This is a genomic window from Burkholderiales bacterium (assembly GCA_035560005.1).
Classification (GTDB): Bacteria; Pseudomonadota; Gammaproteobacteria; order Burkholderiales; family Eutrophovitaceae; genus DASRFY01.
Map to the genome: position 1 here is coordinate 59,403 of DATMAN010000090.1, position 16,146 is coordinate 75,548.

The 16,146-nt window shown below is 67.3% G+C and carries 18 protein-coding genes; 8 read left to right on the plus strand and 10 right to left on the minus strand.

From position 1 onward, the window contains the following. Window positions 1-48 precede the first annotated feature (48 nt). The 6 genes from lpxK to VNM24_13560 all read left to right on the plus strand — a co-directional run bounded on the left by lpxK (window position 49) and on the right by VNM24_13560 (window position 6,330). Window positions 49-1,044: a tetraacyldisaccharide 4'-kinase gene (gene lpxK / locus VNM24_13535; protein ID HWQ39603.1), complete on the plus strand. Its 996-nt coding sequence runs from the start codon at window positions 49-51 to the stop codon at window positions 1,042-1,044. Continuing rightward, window positions 1,025-1,204, plus strand: a complete 180-nt coding sequence (locus VNM24_13540) for a Trm112 family protein (protein ID HWQ39604.1) — start codon at window positions 1,025-1,027, stop codon at window positions 1,202-1,204. Before lpxK ends, VNM24_13540 begins: the two co-directional genes overlap by 20 nt. Window positions 1,205-1,381: 177 nt before the next feature. Continuing rightward, window positions 1,382-2,143: a 3-deoxy-manno-octulosonate cytidylyltransferase gene (kdsB, locus tag VNM24_13545; protein ID HWQ39605.1), complete on the plus strand. Its 762-nt coding sequence runs from the start codon at window positions 1,382-1,384 to the stop codon at window positions 2,141-2,143. Between the two features lie 61 nt (window positions 2,144-2,204). Further along, on the plus strand, window positions 2,205-2,861 hold the full coding sequence (gene adk, locus VNM24_13550; protein ID HWQ39606.1) for an adenylate kinase: 657 nt from the start codon (window positions 2,205-2,207) through the stop codon (window positions 2,859-2,861). Between the two features lie 30 nt (window positions 2,862-2,891). Then, the gene (locus VNM24_13555) at window positions 2,892-4,145 is read left to right on the plus strand and encodes a 6-phosphofructokinase (GenBank protein HWQ39607.1); all 1,254 of its coding nucleotides are present in this window, start codon (window positions 2,892-2,894) and stop codon (window positions 4,143-4,145) included. Window positions 4,146-4,305: 160 nt separating this feature from the next. Next, window positions 4,306-6,330 (plus strand): sodium-translocating pyrophosphatase, encoded by a 2,025-nt coding sequence (locus VNM24_13560; GenBank protein HWQ39608.1) that lies wholly within the window; start codon window positions 4,306-4,308, stop codon window positions 6,328-6,330. Between the two features lie 84 nt (window positions 6,331-6,414). Here VNM24_13560 and VNM24_13565 read toward each other — a convergent pair whose 3' ends face one another. From VNM24_13565 to VNM24_13585, 5 genes are all read right to left on the minus strand, one after another. Then, window positions 6,415-7,518, minus strand: coding sequence for a hypothetical protein (locus tag VNM24_13565; protein ID HWQ39609.1), 1,104 nt, complete (start codon window positions 7,516-7,518; stop codon window positions 6,415-6,417). An 80-nt stretch (window positions 7,519-7,598) separates the two neighbouring features. Further along, on the minus strand, window positions 7,599-8,234 hold the full coding sequence (locus tag VNM24_13570) for a hypothetical protein (protein HWQ39610.1): 636 nt from the start codon (window positions 8,232-8,234) through the stop codon (window positions 7,599-7,601). Between the two features lie 158 nt (window positions 8,235-8,392). Then, on the minus strand, window positions 8,393-9,226 hold the full coding sequence (locus VNM24_13575) for a DUF429 domain-containing protein (protein HWQ39611.1): 834 nt from the start codon (window positions 9,224-9,226) through the stop codon (window positions 8,393-8,395). Window positions 9,227-9,229: 3 nt separating this feature from the next. After that, a complete protein-coding gene (locus tag VNM24_13580) occupies window positions 9,230-9,829 on the minus strand; it encodes a DUF502 domain-containing protein (protein HWQ39612.1) in 600 nt (199 codons plus the stop codon). Window positions 9,830-10,000: 171 nt separating this feature from the next. Continuing rightward, a complete protein-coding gene (locus VNM24_13585) occupies window positions 10,001-10,417 on the minus strand; it encodes a Rap1a/Tai family immunity protein (GenBank protein ID HWQ39613.1) in 417 nt (138 codons plus the stop codon). Window positions 10,418-10,472: 55 nt separating this feature from the next. On the opposite strand from VNM24_13585, the gene VNM24_13590 reads away from it, so the two are divergent. Continuing rightward, complete coding sequence (locus tag VNM24_13590; GenBank protein ID HWQ39614.1) at window positions 10,473-10,613, plus strand: hypothetical protein; 141 nt, start codon at window positions 10,473-10,475, stop codon at window positions 10,611-10,613. A 22-nt stretch (window positions 10,614-10,635) separates the two neighbouring features. Here VNM24_13590 and VNM24_13595 read toward each other — a convergent pair whose 3' ends face one another. The 5 genes from VNM24_13595 to VNM24_13615 form a co-directional block, all read right to left on the minus strand. Next, window positions 10,636-11,553 carry a sugar kinase gene (locus tag VNM24_13595; protein HWQ39615.1) on the minus strand — a complete coding sequence of 306 codons (918 nt, stop codon included), beginning with the start codon at window positions 11,551-11,553 and terminating at the stop codon, window positions 10,636-10,638. After that, on the minus strand, window positions 11,550-12,200 hold the full coding sequence (locus tag VNM24_13600; protein HWQ39616.1) for a bifunctional 4-hydroxy-2-oxoglutarate aldolase/2-dehydro-3-deoxy-phosphogluconate aldolase: 651 nt from the start codon (window positions 12,198-12,200) through the stop codon (window positions 11,550-11,552). Before VNM24_13600 ends, VNM24_13595 begins: the two co-directional genes overlap by 4 nt. A 10-nt stretch (window positions 12,201-12,210) precedes the next feature. Next, the gene (locus VNM24_13605; protein HWQ39617.1) at window positions 12,211-12,582 is read right to left on the minus strand and encodes a hypothetical protein; all 372 of its coding nucleotides are present in this window, start codon (window positions 12,580-12,582) and stop codon (window positions 12,211-12,213) included. Between the two features lie 140 nt (window positions 12,583-12,722). Then, window positions 12,723-15,164, minus strand: a complete 2,442-nt coding sequence (lon, locus tag VNM24_13610; GenBank protein HWQ39618.1) for an endopeptidase La — start codon at window positions 15,162-15,164, stop codon at window positions 12,723-12,725. A gap of 2 nt (window positions 15,165-15,166) precedes the next feature. Then, complete coding sequence (locus VNM24_13615) at window positions 15,167-15,586, minus strand: Hsp20/alpha crystallin family protein (protein HWQ39619.1); 420 nt, start codon at window positions 15,584-15,586, stop codon at window positions 15,167-15,169. Window positions 15,587-15,804: 218 nt separating this feature from the next. On the opposite strand from VNM24_13615, the gene VNM24_13620 reads away from it, so the two are divergent. Beyond that, the gene (locus VNM24_13620) at window positions 15,805-16,143 is read left to right on the plus strand and encodes a hypothetical protein (GenBank protein HWQ39620.1); all 339 of its coding nucleotides are present in this window, start codon (window positions 15,805-15,807) and stop codon (window positions 16,141-16,143) included. The last annotated feature ends 3 nt before the right edge of the window (window positions 16,144-16,146 follow it).

The following is a 16,146-nucleotide window of genomic DNA, read 5'->3' on the forward strand; positions in this document are numbered from 1 at the left end:
CTGCGTGAGCCTGCGCAGCCGAACCGATTTGCCCGGCTTCTTCGTCCCGTGCACGCTCTTCATGAACACTGGCGGCGCCGTACCTGGGTCTCGGCGCTGCTGCTGCCGCTGGCCGCGCTCTTCGCGCTGGTCTGCGGCCTGCGGCGCCTGGCCTACCGGCGGGGATGGCTGGCATCCCGGCGCCTGGCGGTACCGGTGATTGTCGTCGGCAACATCAGTGCCGGCGGCACGGGCAAGACCCCGCTGGTCCTGTGGCTCGTGCAGCGGCTGCGCGAGCGCGGTTTCAAGCCGGGCATCGTCAGCCGCGGCTATGGCGGGACGGGCGAATGTCGCGAAGTGCGGCCGGACGCCGACCCGAGCCAGGCGGGAGACGAGCCGGTGCTGCTCGCCGCGCGCAGCCGCTGCCCGGTGTGGATCGGCACGCGGCGCGGCGTGGCTGCGGCGCGGTTGCTCGCGGCGCATCCCGAGTGCGACGTACTGGTGAGCGACGATGGCTTGCAGCATTACGCGCTGGCGCGCAACGTCGAGATTGCCGTGATCGATGGGCAAACCGGGCTGGGCAACGGCCGGTTGCTGCCCGCCGGCCCGCTGCGCGAACCGCCATCCAGGCTCGGACGTTGCGATGCGGTGGTGGTGAACGGCGCCGAGGGGCAGCCGCCGCCCGGATGGTTCGAGATGCACCTGGAAGGCGACACGCTGTACAACCTGCGCGACCCCGCGCTGCGCCGATCGGCATCGGCGCTGCGCGGTCGCCACGTCCATGCGATCGCCGGCATCGGCAATCCCGAACGCTTCTTTTCGCATCTGCGGCGCCTCGGGCTGTCGATCACCGCTCACGCTTTTCCGGATCATCACCGGTTCTCTCCCGCGGATCTGGACCTGCCGGACGCGGATGCCGTCGTGATGACGGAGAAGGATGCGATAAAATGCCGGGCGTTCGCGCGCGACAACTGGTGGGCTCTTCCGGTCGAGGCGCGAGTCGATCCCCTTCTCCTCGAGACCGTGCTCGAAAAGGTTTCACGCCGTGGATCCCAAGCTGCTTGACATTCTGGTCTGCCCGCTCTGCAAGGGGCCCCTCGTCTATCGCAAGGCCGACCAAGAGTTGATTTGCCGGCCCTGCCGGCTCGCCTATCCGATCCGCGACGACATCCCGGTCATGCTCGAGGAGGAAGCGCGCAAGCTGCCGCCCGAGGAGGAGGTATGAGGCGCGCCTCGGAGGGCGCGACGCCACAGGCCATCAGTCAAGACAAACCGGTTGCTTTCGCACACCTTCGGCTCCGGCACCTCTTGTTCCGACTCGACCGCTTCCGCTTCATTCCAGTCTGCCCGATCACCGCATGTCTCCCGGGCTTGTCGACTCCCGCCTGACGCTGTGCCCCGCATGCATTTCGTCGTCGTCATCCCCGCGCGTTACGCCTCGACCCGGCTGCCGGGCAAGGCGCTGGCCGACATCGCAGGCAAGCCCATGGTCGTGCACGTGGCTGACCGGGCGCGTGAGTCGGGCGCCTCCGAGATCATCGTAGCCACCGACGATGCGCGCGTGCGCGATGCGGTGGCGCGCCACGGTTACACGGCATTGATGACCCGCCCGGAGCATGCCACGGGCACCGACCGCATCGCCGAGGTGGCCCAGGCCCGGGCCTGGGCCGAGGACACGATTGTCGTCAACGTGCAAGGCGACGAGCCGCGTATTCCCGGGGCCCTGATTCGCCTGGTGGCGCAGCAGTTGTCCTCGCATGTTGAGGCTGCGATCGCCACGGCCTGCCACCCGATTCGCGATGCGCGGGAGCATTTCGACCCCAACGCGGTAAAAGTGGTCATCGACGAGCTTGGCTACGCTCTGTACTTCTCGCGCGCGCCGATTCCGTGGGCGCGCGATGCGTTCGCCACGGACCGCACGCGCTTGCCCGAGGGCCTGCCGGTGTTTCGTCATGTGGGCCTGTACGCCTACCGCTGCGGCTTTCTGCGCCGTTATGCGCAGCTCTCCCCGGTGCCGATCGAGCGCTTCGAGTCGCTCGAGCAGTTGCGCGCTCTCGCCCACGGATTTCGCATCGCCGTGGCCGTCACGCGCGATGCCCCGGAGCCCGGCGTGGACACCACGGAGGATCTGGAAAAGGTGCGGCGCCAGTTCGCACGGCTATAATCCGGGCAAAAATGCGCACAATCCGGCGCCCTCCATCGCGCGGCACCACTCCAGACAAGAAATGAGACTGATACTGCTCGGTCCCCCGGGCGCAGGCAAGGGCACGCAGGCCGGCTTTATCGTCGAGAAGTTCGGCATTCCGCAGATCTCCACCGGCGACATGCTGCGCGCGGCGGTCAAGGCCGGAACGCGGCTGGGCCTCGAAGCGAAGAGGTTCATGGACGCCGGCGCCCTGGTGCCCGACGACGTCATCATCGGCCTGGTCGAGGAGCGCATCGGGCAGCCGGACTGCGCCAGAGGTTTCCTGTTCGACGGCTTTCCGCGCACGATCCCGCAGGCCGAGGCGATGAAGAACGCCGGCGTGCATCTGGACTACGTCATCGAGATCGACGTGGACGATGCCGAGATCATCAGACGCCTGTCGGGGCGCAGAGTCCACCCCGCTTCCGGCCGCACCTATCATCTGCTGTTCAATCCACCCAAAGTGGACGGCAGGGACGACGTGACCGGCGAGCCGCTGGTCCAGCGCGACGACGACAAGGAAGAAACGATCCGCAGGCGCCTCGATGTCTATCACTCGCAGACGCGCCCGTTGGTCGACTATTACTCGAAGTGGGCACAGAGCGGCCGGCCCGGCGCGCCGAAGTACGTCAGGATCCCGGGCGTGGGCTCGATGGAGACCATTCGCGATCGGATCTTCGCCGCACTGAAATCTTGATTCGAACCACGCAGTACACGGAGGACACGGATGAACGCGTTCTATGCCCAGTCGGGCGGGGTGACCGCGGTGATCAACGCATCCGCCGCGGGCGTGATCGAGACCGCACGCAAGCACAAGCACCGGATCGGCAAGGTGTACGCCGGGCGCAACGGCATCATCGGCGCGCTGACCGAAGAGCTGATCGACACCAGCAGGGAATCGGCCGCCGCGATCCGCGCGCTCCGGCACACGCCCGCGGGGGCCTTCGGGTCCTGCCGCTACAAACTGAAGAGCCTGGAGGAGAGCCGCAGTCAGTACGAGCGGCTGATCGAGGTTTTCCGTGCGCACGACATCGGCTGTTTCTTCTACAACGGCGGCGGGGACTCGGCCGATACCTGCCTCAAGGTGTCCCAGCTTTCCGAGTCGATGGGTTATCCGATCCAGGCGATCCACGTGCCCAAGACGGTGGACAACGACCTGCCGGTCACCGACTGCTGCCCGGGTTTCGGCTCGGTCGCCAAGTACGTGGCGGTCTCGGTACGCGAAGCAAGCTTCGACGTGGCGAGCATGGCGAAGACTTCCACCAAAGTCTTCGTGCTGGAGGTAATGGGCCGCCACGCCGGCTGGATCGCGGCGGCGGGCGGGCTGGCCGCGGACAAGGACATCGACTTGCCGATCGTCATCCTCTTTCCCGAAGTGACCTTCGACAAGGACAAGTTCCTGCACAAGGTCGAAGCGATGGTAAGAAGCCACGGCTACTGCTCGGTCGTGGTGTCGGAAGGGTTGAAAGGTCCGGACGGCAAGTTTCTGTCCGACCAGGGGCTGCGCGATGCCTTCGGCCACGCGCAACTGGGCGGCGTGGCACCAGTGATCGCCTCGATCGTGAAGGAAGAGCTCAAGCTCAAGTACCACTGGGGCGTGGCCGATTATCTTCAGCGCGCCGCGCGCCACATCGCGTCGAAGACCGACGTCGCCCAGGCCTACGCGGTGGGCAAAGCCGCCGTCGAGCTGGCGCTCAAGGGCAGGAACGCGGTCATGCCGATCATCGTGCGCAAGTCGAACAAACCTTACCGATGGTCGATCGGCGTGGCGGATCTGAAGGACGTCGCCAACGTGGAGAAAAAGATGCCGGCTGATTTCATCTCGGAGGACGGCTTCGGAATCACCGCGAAGTGCCGGCAGTACCTGGCGCCGCTGATCCAGGGCGAGGACTATCCCCCGTATCGCGACGGCCTGCCGCGCTACGTGGTGCTCAAGAACGTCGCGGTGCCCAGGAAGCTCGCCACCGATTTCCGCATCTGAGCCGCGGCGAGCGCTCGGTTCCCGGACGAAGTCGGTTACAATCGCGCGCTGGCCCGCCGGCCCCCTTCCAGCCCTGGATGCCGGCGGAATTCCGTCCAGCTCAACCTCGGGTCAGGGGCCGGCCCTTCCCGGCCTTTAATAACTCAATAGGGGGACTTCAATGTCTGCAGGATTGATCTTCGCGCTGGTGTGCGCGCTCGTCGCGATCGTCTACGGAGCGATCTCGATCGGCTGGGTGCTCAAGCAGCCCGCGGGCAGCTCGCGCATGCAGGAGATCGCCCAGGCCGTGCAGCAGGGGGCCAAGGCCTACCTGAACCGCCAGTACACTACGATCGGTCTGGTGGGCGTGGTGTTGTTCGTGGTGCTCGGCTTCGGGCTCGACTGGGGGACGGCGGTGGGCTTCGCGGTCGGAGCGCTCCTCTCAGGCGCCGCCGGCTATATCGGCATGAACATCTCCGTGCGCGCCAATGTGCGCACCGCCGAGGCCGCCAACCACGGGATCAACGCCGCGCTCAATGTCGCCTTCCGCGGTGGCGCGATCACCGGCATGCTGGTCGTCGGGCTGGGCCTGCTCGGCGTGGCGGGTTACTACTGGGTCGCGACCGCGTGGATGGGCGCGGAGCACGCGCTGCACGCGCTCGTGGGCCTGGCCTTCGGCGGATCGCTCATCTCCATCTTCGCCCGCCTGGGCGGAGGCATCTTCACCAAGGGCGCCGACGTGGGCGCGGACCTGGTCGGCAAAGTCGAAGCCGGCATTCCGGAGGACGATCCGCGCAACCCCGCGGTGATCGCCGACAACGTCGGCGACAACGTCGGCGATTGCGCGGGCATGGCTGCCGACCTGTTCGAAACCTATGCGGTCACCATCGTGGCGACCATGCTGCTCGGCGGGCTGATGATGGCGGACAATCACAATGCGGTGATCTATCCGCTGGTGCTGGGCGGAGTGTCGATCGTGGCCTCCATCATCGGGACTTTTTTCGTGAGGACCAGCGAAGGCGGCAAGATCATGGGGGCGCTGTACAAGGGCGTGATCGTGTCCGGCGTACTGGCGGCAATCGCGTTCTTCTTCGTGTCGCGGTCGATGATGGGCGACCAGGCCATGCCGCTGTTTGGTGCGGCGCTGATCGGTCTGCTGCTCACCGCGGCGATGGTGATCATCACCGAGTACTACACCGCGACCGAGTATTCACCGGTGCGCCACGTGGCTTCCGCGTCGCAGACCGGCCATGCCACCAACATCATCGCCGGGCTCGGCGTGTCGATGAAGGCCACCGCCCTCCCCGTGATCGCCGTTTGCGTCTCGATCTGGGCAGCCTATGAGCTGGCCGGGCTGTACGGCATCGCCATCGCGGCCACCGCCATGCTGTCGATGACCGGGATGATCGTAGCGCTCGACGCCTACGGCCCGATCACGGACAACGCCGGGGGCATCGCCGAGATGGCCGAACTGCCGTCGAAGATCCGCGACATCACCGATCCGCTCGACGCCGTCGGCAACACCACCAAGGCCGTGACCAAGGGCTACGCGATCGGCTCCGCGGGGCTGGCCGCGCTGGTGCTGTTCGCCGATTACACGCACAACCTCGAGGCCGCCGGCAAGAACGTGGAGTTCGTTCTCTCCGACCCGGCGGTGATCATCGGCCTGTTCATCGGTGGCCTGGTGCCCTACCTGTTCGGCGCGATGGCGATGGAAGCGGTGGGGCGCGCCGCGGGGTCGGTGGTGAATGAAGTGCGCCGGCAGTTCCGCGAGATCAAGGGCATCATGGAAGGCAAGGCCAAGCCCGATTACTCGCGGGCGGTGGACATGCTCACGCGCGCGGCGATCAAGGAAATGATCATCCCGTCGCTGCTGCCGATCCTGGTGCCGATCGTGCTGGTGGTGTTGATGAACTGGCTCCTCGGCGAAGGCGCCGGAACGCGCGCGCTCGGCGGCCTGCTGATCGGCACCATCGTCACCGGCTTGTTCGTCGCCATCTCCATGACCACCGGCGGCGGCGCCTGGGACAACGCCAAGAAGTACATCGAGGACGGCAACTACGGGGGGAAAGGCTCGGATGCTCACAAGGCGGCCGTGACCGGAGACACCGTGGGCGACCCGTACAAGGACACCGCGGGCCCTGCGGTCAACCCGCTGATCAAGATCATCAACATCGTGGCGCTGCTGCTCGTGCCGGTGCTTTGATCCGGGACAGGAAGGCCGGCGAAAGCCGGCCTCCGCTCCCTTGACGATTCACCCTTCGCTCCTCACGCTTCTCTCCATCACGCTTCACCTCACGGGACTCGTCTCGCCCGGTCCCGGGGGCTGCGGCGGCAAGCCTTCAGCGCCAGCCCGGGCCTCGAGATCCTTTCCGTCGAAGACGACCTCGAGAATGAAGCCGGCGAAGACCTGTGCGTCGCGCTCGGCACCCTCGGCGGACTTGATCCAGTCTTCGCCCAGATAGAGCTCCCCGAACAGCCAGCGCCGCCCCAGCGCCTGCCGGTAGGCACCGCGCAGGCCGTAGCTCGCGATCAGGAACGGCCGCCCGGTCTGCCCGTTCAGATTGGGCTCGATCACAATCGCTCTGCCGCCGCGCAGGCTGCGATAAAGCGGAAAGCCCATCTTCCAGTCCACTCCCTCCGTGACCTTCGACCAGGTCGCGGTGGTGTACCAGCGCAGCAGATGGTGCGCGGTGAGCCTTGCTTCGAAGTCCAGTTCGGTGGTCTCGCCCCAGCCTTCGCTGTGGCGCCAGTACAGCGTCTGGCTGAACCGCCATTGCGTGGCGGCGCTCTGCCAGAACGCACGCCGATACCTGGCCCGCGCGTAGTAATCCAGCTCCCCCTGCGGCGCGCGCAGGCCGAGGCGAAAGTCCACCACCTCATCGAGCAGCTTGAGCTTGCGGTAGGCGAAGCCGACCTGCGTCGTGTCCTGCGCCGAAGTCGTCGATATCGGTTCGACCGCCGGCTGGCCTTCGGGTGTGCGGCCTTCGATCGACCGCGCCTCGTCCTCGCGTTCGAAATAGACGCTGAGCCGCTTGTTCAGGTTGGGCAGCGGAACGCGCACGCGAAAGCGCGGCCGGGTCGTGAGGCCGGCGTCCTCGCGACGCTCGATGCCGAGCGACAGTCGTCCGCGTACGCCGGGCGCGGCGTCGTCGTAGCGGATGTCGCCGAAAAAACCGTCGAACCAGCGCGCGGCGCTGCACACCGTGTCGAACAGGACGCGGCGCGTCCAGTCCAGACCGAGCATTTCCCGGTCCGGGGGCAGCTCGCACGGATCGCTCGGCGCTTCAGTGGAGGCTTCCACCTCGAGCGCAGGCAGCTCGCCCTGCAGTCCGATCTCCTGCGCCAACCCGTCGCCCGCCCGCAGCGCGAGCAGCCAGGCCGCGATCAGCATGTGCCTCTTCAGCGGCGAACCCGCGAGCGTCGACTCGGACGGGGCACGGCCGCACCCGGGGAAACGCATTCCAGAGGCCTCTAGCGCGCGCCGGCCGCGAACCGTTCGACGAACGTGCGCCGCTGTTCGCGCAGCAGGCGCTCGGTGCAGGCAGCGGTCGAGGAATCGGGCAGTGCTTGCGCCATGGCCGGGCGAGCGCAGCGCGCGGCAAGGTAGTCCTCGAACCACGCCTGCCTGCGGCCCAGCGCCTCGAGATCTTGCATCGACAGCCGGTACACTTCCCCGGCGGGCAGGCTGAACATGCGCTCGACCAGTGCGCCCGGCACCGCCAGTTCCGACATTCGGCTGCGCAACTGCGCGCCGAGCGCTTCGTAGCGCGCGCGCACCGCCTCCGGCGCGGCCTCTGCGAGCGCCTGCGCCTCGAAGTACGGACGATGCAGACCCACCGTCTCCGCGACCGCGCGCCTCGACACGCAGTGTGCGAACATCAGGAAGCAGGCGCTGATGCAGCGCGTGCTTCCGGTGTCCGGCAACCAGGCTTCGACGAACGCGTCGCGCAGCAGCTCGCCGATGCGCATCGCCTCGAGCACGTCCCCGCCATCGATGACGAACGCCACCCGCGCGCCGTGCTCGACGAACTGCTCCCGCCGCTCGAGCACGAATCGCACGAACCGCTCCGCGTCGCCGGGCATGATCTCTCCACGCAGTGTCAGCACGCTTGCCGGTTCGCTCGCGCCGAATCTCGACGCCGGCTCGAAGGCGAACCGCAACCCCTGCGCGCTCGCCGGCAGCACCCACAGCGCGACCCCCAGCAGTGACAGAGCGGCTGTGTGCCGACGCCAGCGAGAAGATTCGAACCCGCGTCGCGTGCGCATCATGCCGGCACGCGCACGCCGGGCATCGGCCCGACGATCCAGCCTTCGAGCCGGTCGGCTCCCGGGGGCACGCCATAGCGCTTCGCCTTGCGCGCAGCGCCCCATGCCGCACAGCAGGCGCACAACACCGCGTCGAGCACGTCACCGCTGCCGTCGGCTCGCGCCGCCCGCTCGACTTCGCGCGGCAGGCGCACGTCGAACCCCAGGAACTCGCGCGCGCGCCACGTCACGGCCTCGATGATCGCGGCTCGCGCACGCCGCCGCTGCGGCGTTTGCTGCGCACCCGCGTCGGTCTTGTAGCTTGCGCGGGTGACGCGCCGGGCCACCAGCGCGGGATACGCTTCGAGCGCAATGCGCGCGGGATCTCCTTTGGCGCAGGGGTAGACCGTGACGCCGCTCGTCTCCAGGCGCGGCGCCCCCTCGTACAACATAAGGCCCACCGGAGGATTGACCAGCTTCATCGGGCTGGAAGAGGCCGCCGGCAGATCGGTCGCACGGTGCAGATAGCGCGCCCCCGCCGGACGACTTTGCCGCGCGGCCTCGAGCAAGGCGCGGAATTGCTCGCGCGAACGACCGGCGATCTCGCGCATGAGCGCACGCCACTGCAGTGGCCAGCCCAGTTGAGCGACCAGCGGGCGCGGAAGCGAAAAAGGAAAGTCGAACCCCCCGATCCAGGGGCCCGGCCGTTGCAGGAGCGTTTCGAAGTCCGTGAAAGTCTCGAGGCGCTCGACCGCGCGCACCCACAGAGTCCGACTCACGAACTCGGCGCTCGCGCAGGTGATCGCCTTGCCCGCGCGCGGACGGCTGGTGAAATCCACACCGAAAACGAGCAAGCCTCAGGCATCCACCGCCGGACGGGCACGCACGCCGGCGGTCAACACGAAGCGCATCGCGTCTTCGCGCGACATGTCGACCGCCCGCAACTGCCTTTTCGGCATGAGCACCGTGTAGCCCCCGACCTGATAGCTCATGGGCAGATAGACGGCCACTTCGCCGTCGCCGCCGATCCCCGGTGGCAGATCCGAGAACTCGTCGCGCGTCACGAATCCGAGCACGCGCATGTCGGTGCCTGGCAGGCTCACGCTGACCACCTGCAACGCCCGGCCGCGCTCCTCCCCCGCGAACAAGCCGAAGAAATCGCGCAGCGCTCCGTAGATCGACTTGATGAGGGGGATTTCGAGCAGCACCCGCTCGGCCCAGCGGAAGATCTGCCGGACGAAGTACGCACGCATCAGCACACCCACCACGAAGATCACGCCCATCGCCAGCAGGAACCCCATTCCGGCGCGATAGGCTTCGTCGGGGATGAGCCAGAGCAAGGGCTTGCCGAGAAACTGATCCACGAACCTGAACAGCCAGATCATGAGATAGACGGTCGCCAGAACCGGCAGCACCGTCAATATCCCCGTGAGAAAGATCCTGCCTACGGCTTTCATTCGGACTCCCTGGAAGTGGCGTCCACGAGAATGTACCAGACCGCGAATGACCGGTGTCCACAGACAAGAGCCCTGCGCATTCGCCGCCAGGACGGCAACCCTGCTCGGGCACTCGCACCGTTCGTGCCGGGATTTTCGATCAGGAGTCGATGTTGACCGGCGCGTGGTGCTTCAGGGCGTGCAGGGAAAGGCAACCGAAAGGGCGCTGAACACCAGGATGTGCGCATCCGTGTCCATGCGCTCGGGATGCGCGCCGAGATAGTCCAGCACCGCAGGCACCGCGTCCCGGTACGAGAACGTCTCCGGAGGGCAGAAATACATGTCCTCGCCCTTGCGCCACGCCGCCCAGCCGTGTCCCCACGCGAAGCCCTCGAGAAAGCCGAGGCACAGCGCCGCATCGGCCGACGCATCGGCGGACAGCACTTCGCCCGCAAGCCGGGCCTGAGCCGCGCTGCAGGTCTGCAGCAGCCGGGTGCCGTTGTGCTTCGCCAGCCCTTCCATCGCGAGCGCCGGCGCGACGAGCAACGCCAGCAGCACCGCCAGCGCGAGCGAGCGCGAGGCCCGGCGCCGAGGGCTTGACAGTGGCACGCCAAAGAGTGGAAAGTCCGCATGGCAGCGCGGCGTTCGGCTGCCGGCAGAATGGATGCGGCCACAGCGGGCCACCATTCTCACTCGGTCGATCCAGGAAAAGGGGACTGGAATGTCCATGCTGGACATGTTTCTCGCGGGCGGTGTCGTACTGCTCATCGTACTCATCGTGATCCGCCAGAAACAGAGGCGCTAGGCCGCCACAGCGCCGGCGCCGTTCAGCCGTTCATCAGGGCTCTGACCGCACCCGGGCGCGGCAGGGAGCCGACCGCTCCGAATCCGGTGCAGGTCAACGCTGCTGCCGCGCTGGCGTAGCGCAGGGCAGCCTCGATCGAATCTCCCGCCGCCAGCCTCGCCATGGCGGCGCCTGCGAAACAGTCTCCCGCTCCCGTCGCGTCCACGGCTTGAACACGGTAGCCGGGGATCGTCCAGCGCACGCGCCCATCGCTCGCCACCGCACCGGCGGGGCCGAGTTTGAACACCACACAACGCGCGCCGCGCCGATGGCACCAGTCGAGCACCGCGTCCGTTTCCGTGAGGCCACACAGCAACTGCGCGTCCTCGATCGACAGAAAAAAGAAATCGGCCAGCGCGACGGTCGCGCCCACCACGGCCGCAGCGCGCGCCTTGGACCAAAGCCGGGGGCGTATGTTCGCGTCGTAGACGAAGCGCGCGCCCGCCGCCTTCGCCAGATCGATCGCGGCAAAGACCGTGTCGCAGGCCGAGTCGCTGATCGCCTGGCTGATGCCGGAGGTCTGGAAAAAAGCGGTGCTTCGCAGCAGAGCCTGCGGGAGAAAGTCCGGCCGCATCCGCGACGCGGCAGAGCCCTTTCGCAGGTAGCTGAACGCGTGTCCTGCCGGGCCATGGGAGATGAAGTAGACGGCGGTGTGCGACTCGGGATCGATTTCCACGCCCGAAGTATCGATCCCCTCCTCCGACCACATCTGGCGCAGTTGCCTGCCGAACTCGTCGTCGCCAAGGCGTGTGACGTACGAGACGCGGGCGCCCTGCCTGGCGGCGGCAATCGCGCAATTCATCGTGTCGCCGCCGAATCCCTGCAGGTACTCGCGCGGCCGGCCGGGGATCTGGGAGAACTCGTAGAGCGGCTCGCCGAGGCAGACGATGTCGAACTTCAACGCCGCGCTCCGGCCAGTTCGAGGAACCGCTTGGCGTAGGCCACCACGGCCCTGAGGTCGCCCACGTCCAGGGAGGCGCGCTCCACGATGTTGTTGCCCACCCCCACGGCGGATGCGCCGGCCTTGAAGTAGTCGAGCATGTTGCCGAGCGACACCCCGCCGGTCGGACAAAGCGCGATCTGCGGAAAGATCGCATGCAGCGCGGCAACGTGCGAAGGTCCACCGGTGGCTGCGGGAAAGACCTTGACGAGGTCGGCGCCCTCGCGCCACGCGCACAGCACTTCGCCCGGCGTGAACGCGCCGCTGAGCACACCGCACGCGCCCGCGTGCCCGAGCGCCGCCAGGCCCGGGATGAAACAGGGCGACACCAGGTAGTGCGCACCGGCGTCCATGCAGCGCTTGGCCTGCTCGAGATCGAGCACCGTGCCCGCCCCGATCAACAGCGAGGAATCGCTGTGGGCGCGCAATGTCTCGATCAGTTCCAGGGCGCCGGGGGTGGTGAGCGTGATTTCGACGGTACCGTAGCCCGCCGACAGCAGGCAGTCGATGACTTTCTGCGCCTCCGCGCGATCGCTGAAGCGAAGCACCGGAATGACGCGCATCCCGATGAGCCGGTCGCGGATGGTTTCAGTCCCGGTCGCCGTCATGCGCAGCGCTTCACTGCTCGGGGACAGTCACGCAGCGACGGTTCACGCAAGCCGCCTTCGGCTCCGGCAGCACGACACAGGCGCCCGCCCGCGGTTCACCGGAGAGCATCTCCTCGCGCAGGAAGTTGTATTCGAGCACCTTGGTCTGGATCTCCTCCCGCTTGGTCCAGGTGGAAAAGGCCACGTATTCCTCCGGTCCGCCGCAGGGCCGCGCGCCCAGTCCGATGACCCGGCAGTTGACGAGGTTCGAGCAGGGTGCCTCGCCGATGAGCTGCGCGATCTCGCGGCGCAGGCGCTCTGCGGCCTCGGCGTCGCTCTCCGCCCACGCCGCGCAGCCGCACAGCAGCCACACCCCGGTAGCAGCAAAAAGAACGGCGCGCATGAGCGATCAGTGTAGCGCACGGCGTGCCGAGACGGCAGAGCGCCGCGCCATCTCCGGTCGAGCCGCGCCGCGGAACTTCGCGCCGCGCCCGGCGAGACGGGTGCCCGCGAGAACCTGAACGGCTCCCGCAGGACCCGCGCTCAGGCGGCCTGCTCGGCCCGCGGGGAGAACTGCGCTCCGATCGCTTCGGCGAGCACGTCGTCCACCCGCTCGACGAAGACGAAGCGGATCTTGTCGCGCACTTCCTGCGGCACTTCCTCGACATCCTTGCGGTTGCGTGCTGGCAGCAGCACGGTCTGGATGCCCGCGCGCAGGGCGGCGAGCGTCTTTTCCTTCACGCCGCCGATGGGCAGTACCAGCCCGCGCAGCGAGATCTCGCCGGTCATCGCCACGTCGTGGCGCACCGGCTTGCCGGTCAGCAGCGAGACAAGCGCGGTGAACATCGCCACGCCCGCGCTGGGGCCGTCCTTGGGCGTGGCCCCGGCCGGCACGTGCACGTGAATGTCGCTCTTTTCCAGCAGCTCGGTCGAAACGCCCAGCTCGGCGGCACGCGCCTTGGCCAGCGAAAGCGCGGCCTGCGCGCTCTCCTTCATCACCTCGCCGAGCTGGCCGGTAAGAATCAGCTTGCCCGAGCCGGGCACGCGCGAGGCCTCGATGAACAGGATGTCGCCGCCAACCGGCGTCCAGGCGAGCCCGGTGGCCACGCCCGGCACCGCGGTGCGCATCGCCACCTCGTTTTCGTAGCGGCGCGGGCCGAGGATCGCGGCAAGATCCGAGGGCTCGATACGCACGCTCTGCACACTGCCTTCGGCGATTTTCATTGCGCTGTGGCGGAATACCGCGCCGATCTCGCGTTCCAGATTGCGCACGCCGGCCTCGCGCGTGTAGTCCCGGATGATGGCGCGGATCGTCTCATCCGGGATCTCGCACTGCCCGGGCTCGAGCCCGTTGGCCTCGAGCTGGCGCTTGACCAGGTAGCGTTTGGCGATCTGCAGCTTTTCCTCCTCGGTATAGCCGGGAAGCTGAATCACTTCCATGCGGTCGCGCAACGGTCCGGGGATGGTTTCCAGCATGTTCGCCGTGGCGATGAACATCACCTTCGACAGGTCGAAGGGCAGCGCCAGATAATTGTCCCGGAACGTCGAGTTCTGCTCCGGATCGAGCACTTCGAGCAGCGCCGAGGCCGGATCGCCGTGGAAGCCGCCGACCCCCAGCTTGTCGATCTCGTCGAGCATCATCACCGGATTGCGCGTTCCGGCCTTGCGGATCGCCTGGATGACATTGCCGGGCAGCGCGCCCACGTACGTGCGCCGGTGGCCGCGGATCTCGGCTTCGTCGTGCGTGCCGCCGAGCGAGACGCGCACGAATTTGCGCCCCATCGCGCGCGCGATCGACTGACCGAGCGAGGTCTTCCCCACGCCGGGCGGGCCGACGAAACACAGGATCGGGCTCTTGCCGGACGGATTGAGCTTGCGCACCGCCAGAAACTCCAGGATCCGGCGCTTGATCTTTTCCAGGCCGTAGTGGTCCTCCTCGAGGATCCGGCGCGCCTCGTTGATGTCGATGCGGTCCTCCGACTCCCTGGACCAGGGCAGCTCGATCAGCCAGTCGAGATAAGTGCGCACCATCGAGTACTCGCCCGCCGACTCGTTCATGCGCTGCAGGCGCTTGAGTTCCTTGCGCGCCTGCTTGTCGGCCTCTTCAGGCATCTTCGCTTCGTCGATCGCCTTGGCGAGTTCCTCCAGCTCTTCGGCGTTGTCGTCGGTCTCGCCGAGCTGTTTCTGGATCGCGCGCATCTGCTCGCGCAACAGCATCTCGCGCGAGCGCTCTTCCATCGCTTCCTTGGTCTTCTGATCGATCTCGTGCGAGATCTTGAGGACCTCGATGCGGTGCGCGAGGTGCGCGAGCACCTTGTCCATGCGCGTCTTGAGATCGAAGGTCTCCAGCAACGTCTGCTTCTGCTCGATGTCCAGATCCATGAAGCCGGCGATCATGTCGGCGAGCTGATTCGGAGAGGAAATCGAGCGCAGCGCGTTGCCCAGTTCCGCCGGCGCCTGCGGCAGGTACTGGAGCGCCTCCGCCGCGCGCTCCTTCATTTGCAGCGCGCGGGCCTCGATCTCGGCGTCGTGCGACTCGACTTCCTCGATGCGCTGCACGCGTGCCACCATGAACGGCCAGCCGTCTAGAAACTGCAGCACGCGAAAGCGAGCCTGCCCCTGGCTGACGACATGATGGGTGCCGTCCGGCGTGGTGAGGTAGCGCAGAATGTTGGCCACGGTGCCCACCCAGTGCAGATCGTTCGGCCCGGGGTTGTCGTTCGCCGGGTCACGCTGCAGCAGAAAACCGAGCTGGCTCTGCGTGCGCGCGGCCTCCTGCGCGGCCGCCACGGAGCGTTCGCGCCGCATCGAAATGGGAAGAATCACGCCCGGAAACAGCACGACGTTGCGTACCGGGACGACGATCAGCGCATCCGGGGGCAGCGGCTTCGCAGCGCTCGCCGCGCCCTCCTGGGCCGCGGGTGCGGCATTCACCGTAAGGCCTGGGTTGTCCAGCGCTTGCTGGCGCATTGCATCGCTATTCATGTTCACGTTCCCCGTACGCCGCGCTTGGCGAAAAGCAGGACCAGGCAGCCGTTGGCGAGTTCCTGCCGGACCATGTCCAGCGGCATCCCCGTCAGCTCGATGTGGCGCTCGAACCTTCCATGCGGAATCTCCAGGCGGCGGATCGCCGCCGCGCTCCCGCAGGGAAGCGGTCGCTCGCCAATGACGGACAGCACGGCGCCGTCGAAGCTCACTTGAACGTTCTCGGGCGATACGCCCGGAAGGGCGACCAGAATGACGAGTTCCTGTTCGGTCTCGAACACGTCCACTGGCGGTTCCCAGGCAGGCCGAGTGTTCAGCGTCCGGCCCGCCGGCTGGAAGAACTGGCGGTGCATGCGTTCCGCGCGGTCCAGCAGATCGACCGCCTCGGCCCACATCCAGTCGCGAAGATCCCTGGATTTCATGGTGTTGCGTTGTCCTTTCACGGCCCGCCAGACAAGGTCCCGCGCCGAGCGGTCCATGACCCTGAAATGGGCACGACACGGGGGCTTTTCAACCGGTCACGGCGTCCCGCACCAGCCGACGCACGGCGCACGAACTGCACCCGACCGCCGCGGCCGGATCGGCGTTCCTGCCCGCGGGTTTATCATCGGGGGGTGAACACGACGAAGCCGGAGCCTTCATGTCCTGGCTGTGGTTGAAGTCCGTGCCGTGGGGCACCATCCTGGCCAGCGCGCCCGCGCTGGTGGACAGCGCGCGCAAGCTGCTCGAGCGGCGCACACAGACCGCGCCGCCTCCGGGCACCGGCGCCTCCGACCCGACCCTGCTCGGGCAGCGGATTCAGGCGCTCGAGGCGCGCCAGCAGCAGATGGCCGAGTTGCTGGAGTCGCTCGCGAGAAACAACGAACAGCTCACCGCCGCCGTGCAGTACCTGCGCGCACGGGCGGCGTGGAACTTCAGGATCGCCGTGGTACTGGCACTCGCGGTGGCCGGCCTGGCGCTCCGGGTGCTGTACGGCTGATGC

Bases quoted from the DNA above. Each gene is read 5' to 3' on its own strand.
- VNM24_13580 (HWQ39612.1), bottom strand. From the start codon at position 9,829: ATGAAAGCCGTAGGCAGGATCTTTCTCACGGGGATATTGACGGTGCTG.
- VNM24_13590 (HWQ39614.1), top strand. From the start codon at position 10,473: ATGCGGCCACAGCGGGCCACCATTCTCACTCGGTCGATCCAGGAAAAG.
- lon (HWQ39618.1), bottom strand. From the start codon at position 15,164: ATGAATAGCGATGCAATGCGCCAGCAAGCGCTGGACAACCCAGGCCTT.
- VNM24_13555 (HWQ39607.1), top strand. From the start codon at position 2,892: ATGAACGCGTTCTATGCCCAGTCGGGCGGGGTGACCGCGGTGATCAAC.
- VNM24_13620 (HWQ39620.1), top strand. From the start codon at position 15,805: ATGTCCTGGCTGTGGTTGAAGTCCGTGCCGTGGGGCACCATCCTGGCC.
- VNM24_13560 (HWQ39608.1), top strand. From the start codon at position 4,306: ATGTCTGCAGGATTGATCTTCGCGCTGGTGTGCGCGCTCGTCGCGATC.
- VNM24_13605 (HWQ39617.1), bottom strand. From the start codon at position 12,582: ATGCGCGCCGTTCTTTTTGCTGCTACCGGGGTGTGGCTGCTGTGCGGC.
- adk (HWQ39606.1), top strand. From the start codon at position 2,205: ATGAGACTGATACTGCTCGGTCCCCCGGGCGCAGGCAAGGGCACGCAG.
- VNM24_13615 (HWQ39619.1), bottom strand. From the start codon at position 15,586: ATGAAATCCAGGGATCTTCGCGACTGGATGTGGGCCGAGGCGGTCGAT.
- kdsB (HWQ39605.1), top strand. From the start codon at position 1,382: ATGCATTTCGTCGTCGTCATCCCCGCGCGTTACGCCTCGACCCGGCTG.
- VNM24_13565 (HWQ39609.1), bottom strand. From the start codon at position 7,518: ATGCTGATCGCGGCCTGGCTGCTCGCGCTGCGGGCGGGCGACGGGTTG.
- VNM24_13600 (HWQ39616.1), bottom strand. From the start codon at position 12,200: ATGACGGCGACCGGGACTGAAACCATCCGCGACCGGCTCATCGGGATG.